The organism is Streptomyces sp. NPDC097981, assembly GCF_040302565.1.
Classification (GTDB): Bacteria; Actinomycetota; Actinomycetes; order Streptomycetales; family Streptomycetaceae; genus Streptomyces.
Genome location: NZ_JBEORW010000019.1, coordinates 1 through 20,502, shown reverse-complemented (window position 1 = coordinate 20,502; position 20,502 = coordinate 1). Strand labels below are relative to the sequence as shown.

The following is a 20,502-nucleotide window of genomic DNA, read 5'->3' as shown; positions in this document are numbered from 1 at the left end:
CGCGATATGGATGTTGCGCGGAACCACGTAGCGTGCGGACGTCATGGACTACTGCCACGCATGCCGGAGGCACCTCAACGGCGCTCTGGCGTGCGCCGGGTGCGGAACCCCGCTCGAATACCTGCCGCCCCCCGCGCCCGGAGTGCCTGCCGCGCCCGCCTCCCCGTACGAGCCCGCACGGCCGGAGCCCGCCAACCCGTTCGCGGACTCCGTGGTCGTGCTGTCCGGCGGGCACCAGGGCCGCGCCGGGTCGCGGCGCCGCTCCGCGGACCGACGGCGCCGGCGGACTGTGCTGACCATCGGGCTCGGACTGGCCCTCGCCGTCGGGGGCACGCTCGCGCTGGCCCGGATCGTCACCGAGGGGCAGAAGACCGACCGGGCCGCCGAGGTGGTGCTCACCGACGGGAACGGCCCGCAGGACCCGGCTCCGCTGCCGAGCGGCAAGAGCGCTCCCGCCGCACCTTCGGCGCTGAAGCCGGTGAAGGCCTCGGGGACCGCGAAGACCACCGCGGGCGCGACGAAGACGGCCGGGGCCGGGGCGTCCGCCGCGGGGACACCGCAGCCGGGTCCGTCGGCGTCGGCCTCCGCCTCGGGCAAGACAGGGCCGACGCAGGGTGCCACCGGGCCGGGGCCGTCCGTAAAGCCCGGTCGTTCGGGGAAGCCGACGCCGAGCGGATCCGGGACGGCGCCGCCGCCTCCGGTGCCGAGCCCGACGCCGACCACCGGCGGCTGCTGGTTCATCTTCTTCTGCTGAGCGGCCGGGCGGCGGGACGGCCGGGCGGCCGCCCGCTCAGCCCAGCATCCGCTTGAGCAGGTCCCGCAGGACCGCCCGCTCGGCCGTGGACAGCCCGGCCAGCGGTTCGCGCGCGAAGTCCAGCGACTCGCGCAGCCGGTCCGCGGTCTGCAGGCCCTCCTCCGTCGGGGCGGCCAGCTTGACCCGGCGGTCCGCCGGGTCCGGCCTGCGCTCGACCAGGCCGCGGGACTCCAGCCGGTCGACGATGCCGGTGATGTTCGAGGGCTCGCACTTGAGCTGCTGCGCGATCCGGCGCATCGGCATCGGCTCCAGGGACAGCAGGTTCAGCACCCGGGCCTGGGCGCCGGTGAGCTGGTGGCTGGCTGCCGCGTGCTCGTACTCCTCGTGGTAGCGGGCCACGACGGTGCCGATGAGCTCGACAACCTCGACGGTCAGGGGATCTGCGCGACGACTGGGCATGGGTCCAGCGTACCCACTTGCTTGACAACATGAAATATCAAGGCGCATGGTTGTTTCACTTGCTGAAGCATTCGTCGATTCCTCGATTCGGGAGCACCCATGTCTGAGATCCCCGCCGTCAGCCGCGAGTGGCACCTCGTCCGCCGCCCGCAGGGCTGGCCCGTAGCCGAGGACTTCGCTCTGCGCGAGGTCGAGGTTGCGGCTCCGGCCCCCGGCCGGATCCTGGTCCGCAACCTGCACATGTCCGTGGACCCCTACATGCGCGGCCGGATGAACGACGTGAAGTCCTACGTCCCGCCCTTCCAGCTGGACAAGCCGATGGACGGCGGCGCGGTCGGCGAGATCGTGGCCTCCGCCGCCGAGGGCTTCGAGGTCGGCGACCACGTGCTGCACGGCCTGGGCTGGCGCGAGTACGCCGACGTGGACGCCAGGCACGCCACCAAGGTCGACGCCTCGCTCGCCCCGCTCTCCGCCTACCTCGGCGTGCTCGGCATGCCGGGCCTGACCGCCTACGCCGGCCTCTTCGAGGTGGCCTCCTTCAAGGAGGGCGACTCCGTCTTCGTCTCCGGCGCGGCCGGTGCGGTCGGCAGCCTCGTCGGCCAGTTCGCGAAGATCAAGGGCGCCTCCCGGGTGATCGGCTCGGCCGGCTCGGACGAGAAGGTGACGCTCCTCACGGAGAAGTACGGCTTCGACGCCGCCTTCAACTACAAGAACGGCCCCGTCGCCGAGCAGCTGAAGGAGGCCGCCCCCGAGGGCATCGACGTCTATTTCGACAACGTCGGCGGGGACCACCTCGAAGCCGCCATCTCCTCCCTGAACGTGCACGGCCGCGCCACCCTGTGCGGGGCGATCGCCCAGTACAACGCCACGGAGCCGACCCCGGGCCCGCGCAACCTGGCCCTCGTCATCGGCAAGCGGCTGCGCCTGCAGGGCGTGCTGGTCGGCGACCACGCCGGGCTCCAGCCGCAGTTCGTCCAGGACGTCGCCGGCTGGCTGCGCTCCGGTGAGCTCGTGGCCGACGAGACCGTGGTCGAGGGCGTGGAGAACGCGACCGAGGCCTTCCTCGGAATGCTGCGCGGTGACAACACCGGAAAGATGATCGTTTCCTTCACCGGTTAGGCTCACTGCACACCGTTGTGATCGTGGGCGCGAGTCACGGCGATTACCAGGAGGATCCTTTCTCATGTCCATCCAGCAGTCCGACGTCGTCTACACCGCTGTCGCCACCGCCGAGAACGGCCGTGACGGCCGCGTGGCCACCAACGACGGGCAGCTCGACGTCGTCGTGAACCCGCCGAAGGAACTGGGCGGCAGCGGCGCCGGCACCAACCCGGAGCAGCTCTTCGCCGCCGGTTACAGCGCCTGCTTCCAGGGCGCCCTCGGCGTCGTCGCCCGCAACGAGAACGCCGACATCTCCGGCTCGACCGTCACCGCCGAGGTCGGCATCGGCAAGAACGACGACGGCTTCGGCATCATCGTCAAGATCTCCGCCGTGATCCCGAACGTGGACGCCGCCACCGCCAAGGACCTGATCGAGAAGGCCCACCAGGTCTGCCCGTACTCCAAGGCGACCCGCGGCAACATCACGGTCGAGCTCGCCGTCTGATCCGGCTCGCGCTCACCGGAGGCCGCCCCCCGATGCGGAGGGCGGCCTTCGCCGTAAGCTGTGCCCATGCGTGATCTTGCGGGGGGATTCGGCCATCTGCTGGCCGGACAGAGATGGGTGTTCCGTAACGGCCGGTGGCTGGGCTTCGGCCTGCTGCCCGGGCTGCTCGCGCTGGTGGTGTACGCCGGCGCACTCGTAGGGCTCGGCTACGGCGCCGACGACCTGACGGCATGGGCGACACCCTTCGCCGACGACTGGGGCTCTCCCTGGCTCGGCCTCTTCCGGGGCTTCCTGACCGCCCTGGTCTTCTGCCTCGGCCTCTTCACCGCCGTGATCACCTTCACCGCGGTGACCCTGCTCATCGGCCAGCCGTTCTACGAGTCCCTCTCGGAGCAGGTCGACCGCAGCGTCGGCGGCGACGCTCCCGAGTCCGGGCTGCCGCTGGCCCGCGAGCTGTGGATCTCGGCCCGGGACAGCATCAAGGTGCTCGTCCGGGTCACGCTGTACGGGATCCTGCTCTTCGCACTGGGCTTCATCCCCGTGGCCGGCCAGACCGTGATCCCGGTGATCGGGTTCTGCGTGTCCGGGTTTTTCCTCGCCGAGGAGCTCACCGCGGTCGCGCTCCAGCGCCGCGAGGTGGAGCTGAAGGACCGGCTCGCCCTGCTGCGCGGACGCCGCGCGATGGCACTCGGCTTCGGCGTCCCCCTGGTCCTCGCGTTCCTGGTGCCGCTGGTGGCGGTGTTCCTGATGCCGGGCGCCGTGGCCGGGGCCACGCTCATGGTCCGGGAACTGCGCGGCGAGGACGAGGAGCAGGCCGCCGGGGACGGAGCCGAGGGCTCCGACGGGGCGGCGCACCCGGGACAGCCGGCGCAGCAGGGGTATCCGGGGCAGCCCGGGTATCCGGCGCACCCGCTCCCTCAGCAGCAGGCTCCGTACGCGGCGCCCCAGTACCCGGCCCAGTCCCCCGCGCCGCAGCAGAACCCGTACGCGCAGCAGCCCCCGCAGTACCCGGGAGGCGGCGGAGCGGGCGGCGCGGCCGGGGGCCACGCGCCCTCGCCGAACCCGTACCGCTGACCCCGCGGCCAGGGCCTATGCCCGGGCGCGGGGCTCCACCCACAGGGCCTCGCCGACCGCGCACAGATCGCCGTCGGCGGTGGCCAGCGCCGTGCCCACGCGGTACTTGCGGCCCTCGGTGCCGAGCAGCCAGGCGTACGAAACGAGGCCCGCGCCCACCGGCACCGGCCGCAGCAGCCGCGCGGTCAGTGCGGCCGTGACCGCACCGGCCCGCCGGTCGTCGAGCAGCCGGCCGGCCGCGTTGCCCGGGCAGTCCAGCGCGCCCCACACCAGCTCGGGCGGCAGGAGTCCGTCCGCGTCGCCCAGTGCGGGCCCCGGGGTCCAGGCAGCGGCGACCAGGGAGCTTCCGGGCACCCGGCCGCAGTGCAGGCGCAGGCCCGTGTCGGGAGTGCGGTGCAGACCGCAGCCGAAGCAGTCGACCATCCCGTCCGGGGGAGCCACCCGGTACGCGTCGGCCGCCCCGGACGCCTGCTCCCACGACGGCGGCCCGGGTGCCTCCACGGCGGGCTCGGCGGGGCTCGCCGCCGCCAGCAGGAGCTCACCGTCCGTCAGCTCGACGCCGCCGTCGGCGGCCTGCACGAGCCGGACCGGAGTGTCCGTGGGCACCGGCCGGCGGAAGTCCACCCGTACGGTCTGCGTGGCCGCCCGCGCGGCCATCACCCCTGCCACGTAGCCGCCGAAGGCCACCCCCGGATATCCGCAGAGGCGGGCGGGAACCGTGATCGTCTCGAAGTCGGTCATACCCGCCACCTCATCACAGCCGTCGCCCTCGTCACAGGCGTCCGGCCCGGAAGATCCGCAACTATCGCTGCCGCCCGTTCGTCCTCCATCCTGGAGACGCGCACCAGGCGCAGGGGCTTCGGAGGTGGCCGGATGGCCGAACAGCCGTGGGGGCAGCCGTACCCGGTCCGCCCGCAGCAGCCGTACGGACAGCCGTGGCAGCCCGCGCACACCCCGCAGTCCACGATGCGCGCCTCGCACACCGACCGCGACCGGACGGTGGACGTGCTCAAGGCCGCCTACGCGGAGGGCCGGCTGTCCCGCGAGGAGTACGGGCAGCGCTTCGACGCGGTGCACAAGGCGCAGACGTACGGCCAGCTCGCGCAGCTGGTCGCGGACCTGCCGGCCGGGCCGATGGTGGCCCCGTTCGGCGCCGCGGTGCCCGTGCTGCCGCCCGCGTTCGGACCGGTGCCGATGCCTCTGCCGATGCCCGTGCCGCCCCGGCCTGTCAACGGGATGGCGATCGCCTCGCTCGCGCTGGGAGTGCTGAGCCTGCCGACGCTCGGCGCCGCGGGCCTGGGCGCCGTGATCACGGGCCACATCGCGAAGGCGCAGATCCGCGCGCGCGGCGACGAGGGCGGCGCGCCCGCGACCATCGGACTGGTGCTCGGCTGGCTCTCGCTGGGCGGCTGGGTGCTGCTCTTCGTGCTCGCCGCGTTCGGGGCCCTCGACTGACCTGCGCCTTCGTGCCGGGGACCGCGGACCCGTCCCGGGCGGCGCGGGGGCGGCCCGGGACGCCTTCCCGGGGCCCGCGCCCGTCAGAGGCGGCCCGATAGTATGCGTGGCGGCAAGAGCCGAGGCTGTCCCACACCGTCCTTGAGCACGCGCCCGCGGTCCGGAGCTCCGGACCGCGGGCCCGGAGCCGGGCAGTGGCTTGCCGAGAACGACGACCGGCCGTCGCGCCGGCCCCGACCAGCAGTAGGGACACCGTCAGTGACAGTCAGTACCGAGGGGGCGGCCGCCGTGCGCCCGGTTCCCCCGAGCGGACCGGCCGCACACGCCTCCGGCACCTCGGAGTCCTCGGCTCCCGCCGGGCGGGGCGCGCTGCGCTCCCGCGGCGGGCTCCTGCTGCTGGAAGCCGCCGTGGCGTTCGCCGCGGCACTGGTCCTCCCGCTCCTGGCCCGCGGTTTCAAGCTCGACCCGCTCAACCGGATCGCGCAGGTCAGCGGTCTGGCCGCGATCCAGCTGCGGTTCGCGCTGATCGGGCTGCTGTTCGTCGGCGCCGTGCTGCTGGCGATGCGGCTGCGCGGCGGGCGCCACTTCGACCTGGCCACCCGGCTGGCCGCCGCGGCCCTCGCGGGCCTGGCCAGCGGCTTCGTCGCGGCGGGCGCGGTCGTCGCACTGCTGGGCACGCCGTGGCCGATGTTCGGACTCAACGGCGACAGCGGCCGGATCGTCGAATGGGCCCACGCCGTCGCGAACGGGCAGCCCTCGGGCTCGCCGGTCTACCCGCCGATGCCGCTCTACACCCTCGGCTACTACGCCGAGTGGTTCCACGGCGGCAACACCGCGTACGCCTTCAAGGACCTCCAGATCCTCGGCGCCGCCGCCTTCGGGCCGCTCGTCTACCTCGCCTGGCGCATGCTGCTGAGCCCGGTCCGGGCGCTGGCCTTCGGCGTCGTGCCCGCCTTCGCGCTGATCGACTCGTACAAGCCGTACAGCCAGACTGTGCTGGCGCTGCTGATCCCCGTGCTGGTGGCGATGGTGGTGGCGCTGCGCCGCAGCGGCACGGAGGGCTGGCGTCCGCTGCTGCTCAAGGGCGCCGGCTTCGGCGTGCTGCTCGGCGTTCTGTTCCTCACCTACTCGGGCTGGTTCCTGTGGAGCGCCGCCGGCGTCCTGTTCGCCGCCCTGCTCTACTTCCCCTGGCGGACCGGCCGGCTCAAGGGCGCGGCCTTCATGGGCGCCGCCCTGGCGGGGTTCCTCGTCGTGGCCGGGCGCTACCTGACGGTCATGCTGAAAGAGGGGCAGACCACCAAGGACTACAACTTCCGCTTCGACAACTTCACCGACCCGGCCTACTACCTGATGTGGCGCACCGACATGCCCGGCAAGGTGGGCGACTGGCCGCCGCCCGGGGAGTTCGGCGGAGTCGGGCTGTTCGCCCTGGTGACCTTCGTGTGCCTGGGCGCCGCGATCTGGCTGGGCCTGCGCAAGCCGCTGGTCGTCACCATCGCCGCGATGTTCATCAGCGCATGGGTGATGCGCATGTACATCGCCTCGCACATGTACGAGACGCAGACGGTCCAGCTGTACACGCGCACCAACAACCAGCTGCTCTACTGCGGTCTGATCCTGTGCGCGCTGGTGGCGCACCTGGTCTCGCTCAGACTGGCCGAGCGGCGGACCGCGTCCGCGGAATCCGCACCCGGATCGGCCTCCCCTTCCGAAGAAGCGGAGGGTACGGTTCGAGTCTTGGGCCGTACCGGCTTCCCCGGCCGCGAAGGCGCGGTGATCGGAACCCTCTGCGCCCTCCTGCTCCTGCTGGGCACCGTCTCCTCGTCGATGTCCGACCGCTACATGCCGGCCCAGGACGGCACCTACCGGGTCCTGACCTGGGTGTCGCACACCATCCGGAAGCAGGACGGGACGTGCCCGAAGTCCGCGCCCAAGGGCGAGTGCTCCAAGGACGGCGACCAGAGCTGGCTGAGCTACATCCGATGAGCAGAAGGAAGCGATGATCTCCGCACTGACGCGCCTGGCCGACTGGTCGGCCAGGACCCCGAAGCGGCTCTGGGCCATCGCCTTCGCGCTGTTCTTCACGCTCGCGGCCTCCTGGTCCGCGGCCACCCCGCTCGGCGGCTCCCCCGACGAGCACGCCCACTTCATCCGCGCGGCCGCCGTCGCCCGGGGCCAGATCGGCGGCCCCGAGGTGATGGTTCCGCACATGGTGGCGGGCATCGAGGGCAAGTTCGCCGAGACCGGGGTGCAGCTCCCCGAGTGGTACAAGCCGCTGTCCAAGCAGCACGAGTGCTACGCCTGGCACGAGGACAAGCCCGCCTCCTGCGCGCCCGAGATCGGGCACTCCGAGAAGACCGTCCAGGTCACCACGGCCGCCGGCCGCTACCACCCGGCCTACTACCTCGTCACCGGCTGGCCGAGCCTGCTGGTCAAGGGGCCGCACGGGCTGTACCTGATGCGGCTGATGTCGGCCGCGCTCTGCTCGGCGCTGCTGGCCGGCGCCGTGGTCACGGCCGCCGAGTGGCGGCGCAGGCGCTCGCTCGCCGTGCTCGGCGTGTTCACCGCGGCCACCCCGATGGCCCTGTACATGGCCGGCATGGTCAACCCCAGCGGCGGTGAGATCGCCGCCGGCGTCCTCGTGTGGACCGCCCTGCTCTCGATCATGCTGTCGCCCGATCCCCGGCTGCTGAACCGGCGCCTCGCCCGGGTCGGCATCGGCGGGCTGGTGCTGATCAACATCCGGCCGCTCGGACTGATCTGGTTCTCCGGCGCGGTCTTCTTCAGCCTGCTGCTCGCGCACCGCGGCGTAGTGGGCCCGGTACTGCGCCGCAAAGCCCTGTGGGTCTGGACGGCGCTGCTCGGCGCGGCCACGGCCGGAGCGCTGCTCTGGGCCCGGCAGCATCCCGACCACTCGGTGATCAACACCCCCAAGACGCTCACCGCCAAGGAAGCCGCCCGGCAGACCTTCGGCAACACCGAGACGTACGTCCACCAGATGCTGGGCTACTTCGGCTGGCTGGACACCCCGGCGCCCGCCTTCACCTGGCTGGTCTGGCTGGGCGTGATCGCGGTGGTCACCGCACTGGGGCTGGCGTACGGCCGGTGGCGCGAGGCGGTGGCGCTGATCGGCATGCTGGTGGCGATCGTGGTGGTGCCGGTGGCCGCCCAGGCCTCGCAGGCGGAGCAGCTCGGCATGGTCTGGCAGGGCCGCTACCTGCTGCCGTTCGCCGTCGGCCTGCCGCTGATGGCCGTGCTGATCTGCGCGAGCCGGGCCCCCGAGCAGGGGTTCCCGTGGCACAGGCTGGTCGGGTTCGGCGCGGTCGGGCTGGCGCTGGCGAACGCGGCGGCGTTCTTCTGGGCGCTGCGGCGCTTCGCGGTCGGCACCAGCGGCCCCTGGGTGCCCTTCTCGGCGCACTGGGCCCCGCCCGCCGGCTGGGTGCTGTGGACCGGCGTGTACACGGCGGCGGCGTTCGCCCTGGTGCTTCCCGCCCTGATGCGGGACCGCGAACCCGATGCGGCGCAGTATCCCGCGGAGCGGGCCGCCGGCACCCGCTCCGGACGGCATTCGAAGGTGCCGGCCATCGGCTGACCGGTCCGCCCCGGGTGACGGCCGGGCCGCCGGGGAGCCGGGCCGCCAAGCCGTCAGGCGCCGATATCGGCCGTCACCACGGAGGGCGTACGGTCGTCGGCCTCGGCCAGCAGCGCGCCGCCCGGGGCCCAGAGCGCCGCGCGGCCGCAGCCGGTCCACGGGCCCGCCGGACCCACGTGGTTGCCGAGGACGACGTACAGGCCGTGCTCCTCGGCGATCCCCGGGTACACGGTTGCCCGCTCCCGGATCCCGTCGCCCGTCCCGTACAGGGAGCTCGCCAGGTGGACCCGGCAGCCGTCCGCCGCCGCCCGGGCGGTGAGCTGCGGGAAATGGTTGTCGTAGCAGACGCCGAGGGAGAAGCGGATGCCGCCGAGTTCGAAACGGCCCGGGCTCCCGCCGGCCGCGAAGGCGCCCTGCTCGTGCCGGTACAGGTGCTGCTTCGCGTACGTCGTCAGGTGCCTGCCGTCCGCCCCGTAGACCAGCGTCGCGATGGCGGGCAGCGGGCCGGCCGTGCGCAGTGCGGCATTGACCGCGACGGCGATGCCGGCGGACCGCAGCGGATCCAGCCGGGGGTCGTCGGCGTCCGCCATCCACAGCCCGGGCTCGGCGGCCAGGGCCTCCAGCTCGTAGCCGGTGAGCGTGAACTCGGGGAACACGACGAGCTCGGCGCCCTGCTCCCGGGCCTCGGCGGCGAGCGCGACGCTCCGTGCTGTGTTGGCGGGTACGTCGGCCGGGATGCAGGTGAGCTGGGCTGCTGCGATCTTCACGGGGTCAGCATGCCAGCCGCGCCGCGGACCCCGAACGGGGGGTCGACGCGGAGGGGCGGCCGGGCGATGCTGTAACGGCCACTGTGTTCACCGGAGTTGACGGAGGACCGGCTGATGCCCGACTGGATCCGCCCGGTCCTCGCCGGCGCCTTCCTGATCGTCTCGTACCGCGTGGTCCGCACGAGCGGCGCCGGGCTTCGCCTGGCGGTGCTGCTCATGGCCGTCCTGAACTCGGGCGTCCTGTGGCTGCTCGCGGCCACCGGGCCGCCCGGGGCCGCGGTCGCGGTTGCCCTCGTGTCCCTGGCGGCCGCGGTCCACAGCCTGTTCGCGGCGATGCGGACCCTGGCGGCCCGGATCCAACGGGTCGACACCGACGCCTTCCGGGGCCTGGTCCGGCAGGCGGCGAGCGCCGCCGGGCCCCAGGTCGTGGGGGTGTGCGTGATGTTCAGCGGCTCGCTCGCCCTCACCGCCTTCGCCGACGAGGCCCACCCGGAGGGCCGGCAGTTCCACGTCCTGCCCGGACCGCACTGCCCGTTCTGCCTGGTGGAGGATCAGATCCGGGATTTCCTAGGCCCCGCGGACCCGCTGCTCGCCACGTACCGGACCCACCTGTCGGAGGGCAGCAGCCGCCACCTCCTGGTCAAGCGGCGCTCGGAGCGGGAGCCCTGGACGGGACGCCTGCGCGACCGGGTCTTCTACCGGGTCCCCGCCCCGGACCGGCGCCCGCCCTGCGCCGTCCACGACCCGCTGCTGGGGAGGGCTTAGGGCGCTTCGGGCCCCCGCAGCAGGGCGTTGAGATCCAGGGCGCACCCATGGCCGGAAATCACCCATGAACCGGACCCGGGGGCGGGTCCTGACGCTCTCCCGGCTGCCGCTGGGAGGTGCCCCCGGCCCCCGGCTCCCGGTCCTCGACCGATCCGTCAGCGCGGCGGCTCGGCGGCCGTCACCTGGCGGTGCGCCAGCTCCGCGAGCCGGGCCTGCCCGTCCTTGCCCGGATGGAACCAGTCCCACCGGCTCAACTGGTCCGCGGCGAAGGGGTACTGGAACACCGCACCGCCGTCGTAGCGGCACAGCGCGTCCTTCGCACAGACTTCGCGGAGCACCTCGTTGTACTCGACCACCCGCGCCCGCACCTGCTCGCGCCGGGCCGTCGACCCGGTCGCCGCCGACAGCGGGTCCGCCAGCATCGACTGGCAGATCCCCAGCTTCCAGATCTGCCGCACCATCGGACTGTCCTTGCCCTGCTCCCACAGCCGCTGGAGGTCCGGCACGCTGGAGACGTACACCTGCGACGCGGGGGAGGCCGCCCGCAGACCGGCGAGGGCCTTCTCGAACCCGGCCCGGAACTCCGCCACCGGCGTCATCGACGAGACCGACGGGCGGCAGGCGTCGTTCGAGCCCACCATCACCGTGACCAGGCCGGGCTTGTGCTCCGCGGCCGAGGCCAGCTGCCCCGCCAGGTCCGCCATCCGCGAGCCCGTCACCGCGTAGTTCCAACTGCGCGCCGGCGCCCCGGCCTCCCCCAGCAGCCGGGTGGCGAGGGAGCGGACGGCGGGGTCGGTGCCCGTGGCCCAGGAGACCTCGGGGCAGTCCGCCAGCACCGAACAGGCGTCGAAACCCCGCGTGATGGAATCGCCGACGGCGGCGATCGACGCGGGCGCGGTGTTCCAGCGCGGCCCGGCCTGCGCTCCCCGTTCACCCTCGGTGGCCGACCCGCCCGAGTCGCATCCGGTCAGCAATCCGGCCAGGAGAGCCGTCGCCGCGCCCGCGCCCGCAAGAGTCCGACGCGCGCGGCGTCGCATGGCGGTGGTGCGCATCGGGTGGTTCCCCTCCTTGTCGCCCCACGTCCTGCGGGGGCGTCCTGCTGAGTGAATGCTGTGTGATTGGCGGCCTCGGACCGACCGTACGTCACACCATGACCCCTGGCGCACGGTAGCTTTTTCCCGTGGCGTTTCGGCCGCAGGTCCCGTAGCGCAATGTCAAATAATTTCCGTTACATTACATCACGTCACATACTGTCCGTTTTCTGGAGTTTATTCCCGACCTCGTCCCACACTGGAGGTCCCGGTGACGACACGTGGAGTTCTGTACGTGCATTCCGCACCGCGCGCGCTCTGCCCGCACGTGGAATGGGCTGTTGCGGGGGTGCTCGGGGTGCGGGTGAACCTCGACTGGATCAGGCAGCCCGCCTCCCCCGGCACCTGGAGAGCCGAGTTCTCCTGGCAGGCCGAAGGGGGCACCGCGTCGAAGCTCGCCTCCGCGCTGCGCGGCTGGCACCTGCTGCGCTTCGAGGTGACCGCCGAGCCCTGCCCGACCGCCGAGGGCGAGCGCTACAGCTCCACCCCGGAGCTCGGCATCTTCCACGCCGTCACCGGCATGCACGGCGACATCCTGATCCCCGAGGACCGGCTGCGCGCCGCCCTCGCCCGGTCCTCGCGCGGCGAGACGGACCTGGAGGCGGAGATCGCCAAACTCCTCGGCAAGCCCTGGGACGACGAACTGGAGCCCTTCCGCTACGCGGGCGAGGGCGCCCCGGTCCGCTGGCTCCACCAGGTGGTCTGAGCGCGCGGACACGCAGAAGGCCCACCCGGGAAACCGGGTGGGCCTTCTGCCTGTGACTGCGCGTCAGACAGTACGGAACGCCAGGGTGACGTTGTGTCCGCCGAAGCCGAACGAGTTGTTGATCGCGGAGATCGGGCCGTCGGCCGGCAGCTTGCGCGGCTCGCCGACGACGATGTCCGCGTCGATGTCCTCGTCGAGGTCGTCGACGTTGATGGTCGCCGGGGCGATCCGGTGGTACAGCGCGAGCACGGTCGCGACGGTCTCGATACCGCCGGCGCCGCCCAGCAGGTGACCGGTCATCGACTTCGTCGCGGAGATCGCGATGTGGTCGAGGTCGTCGCCCAGGACCTTGCGCAGAGCCTTCAGCTCGGCCGTGTCACCCTGCGGGGTCGACGTGGCGTGCGCGTTCAGGTGGACCAGCTCGGCAGGGTCGAGACCCGTGTTGTCCAGCAGGTTCTGCACCGCGGCCGCGACACCGCGGCCGGTCGGCTCCGGCTGCGCGATGTGGTGGCTGTCCGCGGACAGGCCCTGGCCCAGCACCTCGCAGTAGACCCGGGCGCCGCGCGCGGCGGCGTGCTCGGCGGACTCCAGGACCACGACGCCCGCGCCCTCGCCGAGGACGAAGCCGTCACGAGCCTTGTCGTACGGGCGGGAGGCCTGCTGGGGGTTCTCGTTGTTCTTGGACATCGCCATCATGTTGGCGAACGCGGCGATCGGCAGCGGGTGGATCGCCGCCTCGGTGCCGCCCGCGACGACCACGTCGGCACGGCCGGTACGGATCATCTCGACGGCGTAGCCGATGGCCTCGGCGCCCGAGGCGCACGCGCTGACCGGGGTGTGCACGCCTGCCTGGGCGTTGACCTCCAGGCCGACGTTGGCCGACGGGCCGTTCGGCATGAGCATGGGGACGGTGTGCGGGGAGACCCGGCGCACACCCTTTTCCTTCAGTACGTCGTACTGGTCGAGCAGGGTGGTGACGCCGCCGATACCGGAGGCGATCACGGTGCCCAGGCGCTCGGGCGCGATGGCCGCGTCCTCGCCCGCCGGGGCGGTGTAACCGGCATCGGCCCAGGCCTCACGGGCGGCGATGACGGCGAACTGGGCCGAACGGTCCAGCTTGCGGGCCAGCGGGCGAGGCAGGACCTCGCTCGGGTCCACGGCGACCGGGGCGGCGATACGGACCGGGAGTTCGGCGAAGCGCTCACCCTCAAGGGGCTTGACGCCGGAACGACCGGCGAGCAGACCTTCCCAGGTCGAAGCGCTGTCGCCACCCAGCGGAGTGGTTGCGCCGATACCGGTGACGACCACGGTGCGATTGGTCGGGCTCACAGGAATTCTTTCTCCACGTCTCAGGGGGTGCTGAATTGTCACGGCGCCACCGCCGGGTGGCGACAAACGCTCGTCAGGCTCAGGCCTGGTGCTTCAGGATGTAGTCAGCGGCGTCGCCGACCGTCTTGAGGTTCTTGACGTCCTCGTCCGGGATCTTGACGTCGAAGCGCTCTTCGGCGGCGACGACGACCTCGACCATGGACAGCGAGTCGACGTCCAGGTCGTCGGTGAAGGACTTCTCGATCGCGACGTCCTCGGTCGGGATACCGGCGATCTCGTTGACGATCTCCGCGAGACCCTCGACGATCTCTTCCTGCGTGGCGGCCATGTGGCGCTCCTTCTTTAGCTAAACGGGGTGAAACAGGGCGGGATGTGGTTCCCGTGCCCTAGGGGAGGGTAACGACCGTCGCGGCGTAGACGAGTCCAGCCCCGAAGCCGATGACGAGCGCGGTGTCGCCGCTCTTCGCCGCTCCGGTCGCCAGGAGCCGCTCCATAGCGAGCGGGATCGAGGCGGCCGACGTGTTGCCGGTGGTCTCCACGTCACGGGCGACCGTGACGTGCTCCGGCAGCTTCAGAGTCTTCACCATCGAGTCGATGATCCGCATGTTTGCCTGGTGCGGGATGAAGACGTCCAGGTCCTCCGCGGTGATCCCGGCCGCGTCGAGCGCCTGCTGGGCCACCTTGGCCATCTCGAAGACGGCCCAGCGGAAGACCGCCTGACCCTCCTGCGTGATGGCCGGGAACTTCTCGCCGCCGTCCTTGCCGAGGTACTCGTCCCACGGCACGGTCTGCTTGATCGTCTCGGACTTGTCGCCTTCGGAACCCCAGACGGTGGGGCCTATGGCCGGCTCGTCCGAGGGGCCGACGACCACGGCGCCGGCGCCGTCGCCGAACAGGAAGGCCGTCGCGCGGTCCTCCAGGTCGGTCAGGTCCGACAGCCGCTCCACGCCGATGACGAGGACGTACTGGGCCGAGCCCTCGATGACCAGGCCCTTGGCCAGCGTCAGTCCGTAGCCGAAGCCGGCGCAGCCGGCGGAGATGTCGAACGCGGCGGGCTTGACCGCGCCGATCCGGTGCGCGATCTCGGTCGCGACGGCCGGCGTCTGCTTGAAGTGCGAGACCGTCGAGACGATCACGGCACCGATCTGCTCGGGCGAGATGCCGGCATCGGCCAGCGCCCTGCCGGAGGCCTCCACCGACATCGCGGCGACAGTCTCCTGGGGCGAGGCCCAGTGCCGGGTCGCGATACCGGAGCGGGAGCGGATCCACTCGTCGGACGAGTCGATCGTCTCCAGGATGACCTCGTTGGAGACCACGCGGGTCGGGCGGTAGCCGCCGACGCCGAGAATACGGGCGTACGGGGAGCCCTTGGCAGGCTTGATCTTCGACATGCTGAGTGGGCTCCTTCTCTCAGACCGCGTGCTCGGCAAGCAGCGCCGCGGCCTTTTCGAGATCGTCCGGCGTCTTCAGGGCCACACTCGGCACGCCCTTGAGCGCGCGCTTGGCCAGACCCGTCAGGGTGCCACCCGGGCTGAGCTCGACGATCCCGGTGACACCCAGCTCGCCGAACGTCTCCATGCACAGGTCCCAGCGGACCGGGTTGGCGACCTGGCCGACCAGGCGGGCGACGACGTCGGCACCCGTGGCGACGACGTGGCCGTCCTTGTTCGAGACGTACTTCAGCGCCGGGTCGGCCGGGGCGAGAGCCTGCGCGGCCTTCTCCAACGTGGTGACCGCGGGAGCCATGTGGTGCGTGTGGAAGGCGCCCGCGACCTTGAGGGCGACGACCTTCGTGGAGCCCTCGGGCTTCTCGGCCACCAGGGCCTCGATCTGCTCCATCGTGCCTGCGGCCACGATCTGGCCCGCACCGTTGATGTTGGCCGCGGTCAGACCCAGCTTCTCCAGGTGTGCGACGACCACGTCCCGGTCGCCCCCGAGCACCGCGGCCATGCCCGTCTCGGCGACGCCGGCGGCCTCGGCCATGGCCAGCCCGCGGGTCCGTACGAACGACAGCGCGTCCTCGTCGGACAGCACGCCGGCGTACGCGGCGGCGGTGATCTCACCGACACTGTGGCCCGCGACGGCACCGAAGGCCGTACGTGAGCCCAGAGCGGAAGCGGACAGCAGGCCGGCGGCCACCAGCAGCGGCTGGGCCACCGCCGTGTCGCGGATCTCGTCCGCGTCAGCCTTCGTGCCGTAGTGGGCAAGGTCGAGCCCGATGGCGTCCGACCACGCGGCGACGCGGTCGGCGGCGCCGGGCAGTTCGAGCCAGGGAGTCAGGAAGCCGGGCGTCTGTGCGCCTTGGCCGGGAGCGACGAGTACGAGCACCCTCACACTCTCTCTTGTGGACGGTCCCCGCCGCCCGTGGGGACAGGGACGAAGAACCGTCAGGGTAATTGTTGATGTCCGACAAAAGTCTAGGACTGCTGATCGCCGTCGGCCAGACGCCCGAGGATCAAGGCGATCCGCAGCGTGAACGCCGAGCGGACATCGGACGGTGACCAGCCGGTGACGTCGGTCACACGTCGGAGCCGGTAGCGCACCGTGTTGGGGTGCACGAACAGCATCCGCGCCGCGCCCTCCAGGCTGCTCGCCTGCTCCAGATATACGCTCAGCGTCTCCAGCAACGCCGAACCCGCCTCTTCCAGCGGTCTGTAGATCTCCTCCACCAGCTGTTCCCGGGCGGAGGGATCCGAGGCGATCGCGCGCTCGGGCAGGAGATCGTCCGCCAGCACCGGCCGCGGAGCGTCCTGCCAGGCCGTGCACGCCTTCAGCCCGGCCGCCGCGGCCTGCGCGGACTTGGTGGCGTTCAGCAGATCCGGAACCACCGGACCGGCCACCACCGGACCCGCCGCGAACGGCCCGATCAGCGACTTCGCCACCTGGATCGGGTTGTCGCTGCCGCCCGCGATCACGACCAGGCGGTCGCCGAGCACACCCGTCAGGACCTGGAGCTTGTGGTGGCGGGCCGCGCGCCGGATCGCCTCGACCGTCAGCTCGCTGTCGCCCTCCGGCGCGGTGCCGAGCACCACGCACACGTGCTCCGGCGAGTTCCAGCCGAGCGCCGCGGCCCGCGACAGCGCGCCCTCGTCGGCCTCGCCGGACAGCACCGCGTTCACGACGAGGGACTCCAGCCGGGCGTCCCACGCCCCGCGCGCCTCGGCTGCCTGCGCGTACACCTGGGCCGTCGCGAACGCGATCTCCCGGGCGTACACCAGCAGCGCCTCGCGCAGGATCGACTCGTCGCCCGGGGCGGCGACCTCCTCGATCGCGGCCTCCATGACCTCGATCGTCGTCCGGACCATCTCCACGGTCTGGCGCAGGGTGATCGCCCGGGTCAGCTCCCGCGGAGCCGTCCCGAACACGTCCGTCGAAATCGCCTGCGGTGTCTCCGGGTGCCGGAACCACTCCGTGAACGCGGCGATACCGGCCTGTGCGACCAGGCCGATCCAGGACCGGTTCTCCGGGGGCATCGCCCGGTACCACGGCAGGGTCTCGTCCATGCGGGCGATCGCGTTGGCGGCGAGCCGGCCGGAGGACTTCTCCAGCCGGCGCAGCGTCGCGGCGTGCTGATGGGCGGGAGCGGGATGCGCGGGGGAATGCTCACGTTCGGGTTGGGGCACGGGACAAGACTGCCTTATCGGGACGGCGGCGCGGAGTCCGGTCCCGCAGCGGCCTGCCGCCGGGGGCTACCGTGACGACCATGATTGACGTACGCCGCGGGGCCGACCGGTACGAGGGCGGGGATCCGGACGCCGGGATCGCCACCTTGCACGCCTTCTCCTTCGGCGGGTTCTACGATCCGGACAACCTGCGCTTCGGCCCGCTCCTGGCCTGCAACGAGGAGACCCTCGTGCCGGGCGCCGGCTTCGACGAGCACCCGCACAGCCACACCGAGATCGTGACCTGGGTCGTCGAGGGCGAGCTCACGCACAAGGGCAGCACCGGCGAGAGCACCCTGGTGCGGCCCGGCGACGTGCAGCACCTCGGCGCCGGATCCGGCGCCCGGCACGTCGAACGCAACGACGGCGCGGCGCCGCTGCGCTTCGTCCAGACGTGGCTCGCACCGCTGGCCGCCGGCGGGGAGCCCTCGTACACGCTCGTCCCCCGGATCGCCGACGACACCCCGTACGAGGTTCCCGCGGCCGGCGCCGTCCTGCACGTGCGCAGGCCGGGCGCGGGCGAGCGGGTCGCCGTACCGGCCGCGGAGCGGGTCTACATGCACGTGGTACGCGGGGACCTGCGCCTGGACGGGGAGGAGCTCGGCCCCGGGGACGCCGCGCGGATCACCGGCGAACGGGACCTGGAGATCCTCGCCGGGTCCCCGGGGGAGCTGCTGATCTGGGAGCTTCCCTAGGCCGTGCCGCCGCTCAGCGGGCGGCGAGCTCGGCGAGGACTGCGTCGGTGAACGCGGGCCAGGCCTCCACGGCCCACGGTCCGAAGGCGCGGTCGGCCAGCGCCACACACGCGGCGCGTGCGTCCGGGTCCACCCACAGGAAGGTGCCGGCCTGCCCGAAGTGGCCGAACGTGCGCGCCGAGGACGAGGCGCCCGTCCAGTGCGGGGACTTGCCGTCGCGGATCTCCAGGCCGAGCCCCCAGTCGTTGGGGGACTGGATCCCGTACCCGGGGAGCACGCCCTTGAGGCCCGGGTGGACGACGGAGGTGGCCTCCGCGACCGTGCGCACGTCGAGCAGCCGGGGCGCCTGGAGCTCGGCGGCGAACCGGACGAGGTCGGACACGGTCGAGACGCCGTCCTTCGCGGGCGAGCCCTCCAGCGTGCTCGACGCCATGCCGAGGGGCTCGAACACGGCCTGGCGCAGATACTCCGCGAAGGGGATGCCGGTGGCCTTGGCGATGTGGTCGCCGAGCACCTCGAAACCGGCGTTCGAGTACAGCCGGCGCGTGCCCGCCGGGGCCATCGCGCGGTGCTCGTCGAAGGCCAGCCCGCTGGTGTGCGCCAGCAGGTGACGGACCGTCGACCCTTCGGGCCCGGCCGGCTCGTCCAGCTCGATCGCCCCCTCCTCGTACGCGACGAGCGCGGCGTACGCGGCGAGCGGCTTGGTCACCGAGGCCAGCGCGAAACGGTGGTCGACGGGCCCGTGGGAACCGGCCAGGCTCCCGTCGGCGCGCACCACGGCCGCCGCGGCGGTCGGTACCGGCCAGTTCTCGATGTTCCGCAGGCTCTGCAGGGTCTCCACGCTCTCCATGCGGCCGAGCCTACTTGCTTGGAGTGCACTCCAGGGTTTTAGCGTGGTCGCCATGAGCCTGACGGAGACGCGGTACACGATCAGCGAGGTCGAGGCCCGGACCGGTCTGACCCAGCACACCCTGCGCTGGTACGAGCGGATCGGCCTGATGCCGCACGTGGACCGCTCACACTCGGGACAGCGCCGGTTCAGCGACAAGGACCTCCACTGGCTGGCCTTCGTGGGCAAGCTGCGCACCACCGGAATGTCGGTGGCTGACATGGTCCGTTACGCCGAACTCGTGCGCGAGGGCGAGCACACCGTCGGCCAGCGCCGCGAACTGCTGGAGCAGACGAGGCGCGAGGTACGGGCGCGGATCACGGAGCTGACCGACGCGCTCGCCGTACTGGACTTCAAGATCGACATGTATGCCATGGGCACGACCGCGGGGAAGGCGACACGACAATGACGCAGAACACCACCATCGAGAAGGTCGAACTCGGCAAGGGAGGCCCGCTGGTGGGCATCCAGGGCCTCGGCTGCATGGGCATGAGCGAGTTCTACGGGGAGACCGACGAGGCGACGGCCCGCGACACCCTGGAAGCGGCCCTGGTCGCCGGGGTCACCCTCTTCGACACCGCGGACGTCTACGGGCGAGGCCGCAACGAGGAGTTCGTCGCCCCGTTCGTGGCCGAGCACCGGGACGAGATCACCCTCGCCACCAAGTTCGGCATCGAGCGCACCGACGACCCGCAGTACCGGGGCATCCGCAACGAGCGCGCGTACATCCGCCAGGCGGTGGAGGACAGCCTGCGCCGCCTCGGCACCGATGTCATCGACCTCTACTACATGCACCGCCGCGACCCGGCCGTGCCGTTCGCCGAGTCGGTGGGCACGATGGCCGAGCTGGTGAAGGAAGGGAAGGTGCGCCACCTGGGGCTCAGCGAGGTCACCGGTGCAGAGCTGCGCGAGGCGTACGCGGTGCACCCGATCGCGGCGCTCCAGTCGGAGTGGTCGCTGTTCAGCCGGGACGTGGAGCGCAGCGCGGTGGGCGCGGCGGCGGAGCTGGGCGTGGCCTTCGTGCCGTACTCCCCGCTCGGGCGCGGTTTCCTGACCGGCGCGTTCGCGGACGCGGCGGAGCTGTCGGCCGGCGACTTCCGGGCCTTCCAGCCCCGGTTCACCGGCGACAACGCCAAGGCCAACGCGGCTCTGCTGGCGCCGGTGCGGGAGATCGCACAGGCACACGGGGCGAGCCCGGCGCAGATCGCGCTGGCCTGGGTGCACCAGCAGGCGCAGGTGCACGGCCTGACGGTGGTCCCGATCCCGGGCACCCGCAAGCCCCGCCGCCTCGCCGAGAACACCGCGGCGACCCGGATCACCCTGACGCAGGCGGAGCTGGCCCTGCTGGAGCCGATCGCCGCCCAGGTCGCGGGCGACCGCTACCCGGACATGAACTGGACGTCCGCGGCCCGCGAGGCCTGAGCCTTCGCCCCGGCGGCCGCCGGGAGGGATCCTGGCCGGGCCGCCGTGGCCGATTCCACGACCGTCCACGACCGTCCGCGCCCGCCCGGCCGCCGTACCCGTCGGGCCGGTGAGCCCGGCAGCGGGGCCGGCGGCCGGGCGGGTCAGACACCCCATGTCGTTCGGTGTCAAGCGGCATGGGGTTAAGCGTGGTGGGACCAGGCGGTCGCTTCGTCGTAGCGGGTGCGGGTTTTGAG

The 20,502-nt window shown here is 72.3% G+C and carries 22 protein-coding genes; 12 read left to right on the top strand and 10 right to left on the bottom strand.

Annotated features, from left to right (window positions below):
* Nucleotides 1–43 precede the first annotated feature (43 nt).
* The gene (locus ABTY04_RS19580; protein WP_352214603.1) at nt 44–754 is read left to right on the top strand and encodes an SCO2400 family protein; all 711 of its coding nucleotides are present in this window, start codon (nt 44–46) and stop codon (nt 752–754) included.
* Nucleotides 755–790: 36 nt separating this feature from the next.
* On the opposite strand, the gene ABTY04_RS19575 is transcribed toward ABTY04_RS19580, so the two are convergent.
* Nucleotides 791–1,213, bottom strand: a complete 423-nt coding sequence (locus ABTY04_RS19575) for a MarR family winged helix-turn-helix transcriptional regulator (RefSeq protein WP_266994296.1) — start codon at nt 1,211–1,213, stop codon at nt 791–793.
* 99 nt (nt 1,214–1,312) lie between these two features.
* On the opposite strand from ABTY04_RS19575, the gene ABTY04_RS19570 reads away from it, so the two are divergent.
* The 3 genes from ABTY04_RS19570 (at nt 1,313) to ABTY04_RS19560 (ending at nt 3,893) form a co-directional block, all read left to right on the top strand.
* Nucleotides 1,313–2,332 (top strand): NADP-dependent oxidoreductase, encoded by a 1,020-nt coding sequence (locus tag ABTY04_RS19570; protein ID WP_352214602.1) that lies wholly within the window; start codon nt 1,313–1,315, stop codon nt 2,330–2,332.
* Nucleotides 2,333–2,396: 64 nt separating this feature from the next.
* Nucleotides 2,397–2,819, top strand: a complete 423-nt coding sequence (locus ABTY04_RS19565) for an organic hydroperoxide resistance protein (RefSeq protein ID WP_352214601.1) — start codon at nt 2,397–2,399, stop codon at nt 2,817–2,819.
* A gap of 66 nt (nt 2,820–2,885) precedes the next feature.
* Nucleotides 2,886–3,893 (top strand): EI24 domain-containing protein, encoded by a 1,008-nt coding sequence (locus tag ABTY04_RS19560; RefSeq protein WP_352214600.1) that lies wholly within the window; start codon nt 2,886–2,888, stop codon nt 3,891–3,893.
* A 15-nt stretch (nt 3,894–3,908) separates the two neighbouring features.
* On the opposite strand, the gene ABTY04_RS19555 is transcribed toward ABTY04_RS19560, so the two are convergent.
* Nucleotides 3,909–4,634 (bottom strand): hotdog fold domain-containing protein, encoded by a 726-nt coding sequence (locus ABTY04_RS19555; RefSeq protein ID WP_352214599.1) that lies wholly within the window; start codon nt 4,632–4,634, stop codon nt 3,909–3,911.
* Nucleotides 4,635–4,766: 132 nt separating this feature from the next.
* On the opposite strand from ABTY04_RS19555, the gene ABTY04_RS19550 reads away from it, so the two are divergent.
* The 3 genes from ABTY04_RS19550 to ABTY04_RS19540 all read left to right on the top strand — a co-directional run bounded on the left by ABTY04_RS19550 (nt 4,767) and on the right by ABTY04_RS19540 (nt 8,940).
* Entirely contained in the window at nt 4,767–5,348 is a 582-nt protein-coding gene (locus ABTY04_RS19550) for a DUF1707 domain-containing protein (RefSeq protein WP_352214598.1), read from the top strand.
* 258 nt (nt 5,349–5,606) lie between these two features.
* Nucleotides 5,607–7,334: a hypothetical protein gene (locus ABTY04_RS19545; protein WP_352214597.1), complete on the top strand. Its 1,728-nt coding sequence runs from the start codon at nt 5,607–5,609 to the stop codon at nt 7,332–7,334.
* Nucleotides 7,335–7,347: 13 nt separating this feature from the next.
* Nucleotides 7,348–8,940 (top strand): DUF2142 domain-containing protein, encoded by a 1,593-nt coding sequence (locus ABTY04_RS19540; protein ID WP_352214596.1) that lies wholly within the window; start codon nt 7,348–7,350, stop codon nt 8,938–8,940.
* A gap of 53 nt (nt 8,941–8,993) precedes the next feature.
* On the opposite strand, the gene ABTY04_RS19535 is transcribed toward ABTY04_RS19540, so the two are convergent.
* Nucleotides 8,994–9,707 carry a carbon-nitrogen hydrolase family protein gene (locus ABTY04_RS19535; RefSeq protein ID WP_352214595.1) on the bottom strand — a complete coding sequence of 238 codons (714 nt, stop codon included), beginning with the start codon at nt 9,705–9,707 and terminating at the stop codon, nt 8,994–8,996.
* A gap of 114 nt (nt 9,708–9,821) precedes the next feature.
* Between ABTY04_RS19535 and ABTY04_RS19530 the strand changes: the two genes are divergently transcribed.
* Nucleotides 9,822–10,472, top strand: a complete 651-nt coding sequence (locus ABTY04_RS19530) for a hypothetical protein (protein WP_352214594.1) — start codon at nt 9,822–9,824, stop codon at nt 10,470–10,472.
* Nucleotides 10,473–10,627: 155 nt separating this feature from the next.
* Here ABTY04_RS19530 and ABTY04_RS19525 read toward each other — a convergent pair whose 3' ends face one another.
* Nucleotides 10,628–11,524, bottom strand: a complete 897-nt coding sequence (locus tag ABTY04_RS19525) for an SGNH/GDSL hydrolase family protein (RefSeq protein WP_352214593.1) — start codon at nt 11,522–11,524, stop codon at nt 10,628–10,630.
* 250 nt (nt 11,525–11,774) lie between these two features.
* Here ABTY04_RS19525 and ABTY04_RS19520 point away from each other — a divergent pair, with 250 nt between their 5' ends.
* On the top strand, nt 11,775–12,269 hold the full coding sequence (locus ABTY04_RS19520; RefSeq protein WP_352214592.1) for a DUF3145 domain-containing protein: 495 nt from the start codon (nt 11,775–11,777) through the stop codon (nt 12,267–12,269).
* Between the two features lie 63 nt (nt 12,270–12,332).
* Here the strand turns inward: ABTY04_RS19520 and fabF are convergent, their stop codons facing one another.
* From fabF to ABTY04_RS19495, 5 genes are all read right to left on the bottom strand, one after another.
* A complete protein-coding gene (fabF, locus tag ABTY04_RS19515; protein WP_352214591.1) occupies nt 12,333–13,598 on the bottom strand; it encodes a beta-ketoacyl-ACP synthase II in 1,266 nt (421 codons plus the stop codon).
* A 79-nt stretch (nt 13,599–13,677) separates the two neighbouring features.
* A complete protein-coding gene (locus tag ABTY04_RS19510; protein WP_030009997.1) occupies nt 13,678–13,926 on the bottom strand; it encodes an acyl carrier protein in 249 nt (82 codons plus the stop codon).
* Nucleotides 13,927–13,984: 58 nt separating this feature from the next.
* Entirely contained in the window at nt 13,985–14,989 is a 1,005-nt protein-coding gene (locus ABTY04_RS19505) for a ketoacyl-ACP synthase III (protein WP_352214590.1), read from the bottom strand.
* Between the two features lie 19 nt (nt 14,990–15,008).
* Nucleotides 15,009–15,926, bottom strand: coding sequence for an ACP S-malonyltransferase (locus tag ABTY04_RS19500; protein WP_352214589.1), 918 nt, complete (start codon nt 15,924–15,926; stop codon nt 15,009–15,011).
* An 89-nt stretch (nt 15,927–16,015) separates the two neighbouring features.
* The gene (locus ABTY04_RS19495; protein ID WP_352214588.1) at nt 16,016–17,221 is read right to left on the bottom strand and encodes a PucR family transcriptional regulator; all 1,206 of its coding nucleotides are present in this window, start codon (nt 17,219–17,221) and stop codon (nt 16,016–16,018) included.
* An 80-nt stretch (nt 17,222–17,301) separates the two neighbouring features.
* Between ABTY04_RS19495 and ABTY04_RS19490 the strand changes: the two genes are divergently transcribed.
* Nucleotides 17,302–17,955 carry a pirin family protein gene (locus tag ABTY04_RS19490; RefSeq protein ID WP_352214587.1) on the top strand — a complete coding sequence of 218 codons (654 nt, stop codon included), beginning with the start codon at nt 17,302–17,304 and terminating at the stop codon, nt 17,953–17,955.
* Nucleotides 17,956–17,968: 13 nt separating this feature from the next.
* Here ABTY04_RS19490 and ABTY04_RS19485 read toward each other — a convergent pair whose 3' ends face one another.
* On the bottom strand, nt 17,969–18,787 hold the full coding sequence (locus ABTY04_RS19485; RefSeq protein WP_352214702.1) for a serine hydrolase domain-containing protein: 819 nt from the start codon (nt 18,785–18,787) through the stop codon (nt 17,969–17,971).
* Nucleotides 18,788–18,857: 70 nt separating this feature from the next.
* Between ABTY04_RS19485 and ABTY04_RS19480 the strand changes: the two genes are divergently transcribed.
* Together ABTY04_RS19480 and ABTY04_RS19475 are read left to right on the top strand one after the other, a co-directional pair.
* Nucleotides 18,858–19,253: a MerR family transcriptional regulator gene (locus ABTY04_RS19480; RefSeq protein ID WP_352214586.1), complete on the top strand. Its 396-nt coding sequence runs from the start codon at nt 18,858–18,860 to the stop codon at nt 19,251–19,253.
* A complete protein-coding gene (locus ABTY04_RS19475; RefSeq protein WP_352214585.1) occupies nt 19,250–20,266 on the top strand; it encodes an aldo/keto reductase in 1,017 nt (338 codons plus the stop codon). The genes ABTY04_RS19480 and ABTY04_RS19475 overlap by 4 nt, the downstream gene beginning before the upstream one ends.
* Nucleotides 20,267–20,502: the final 236 nt, after the last annotated feature.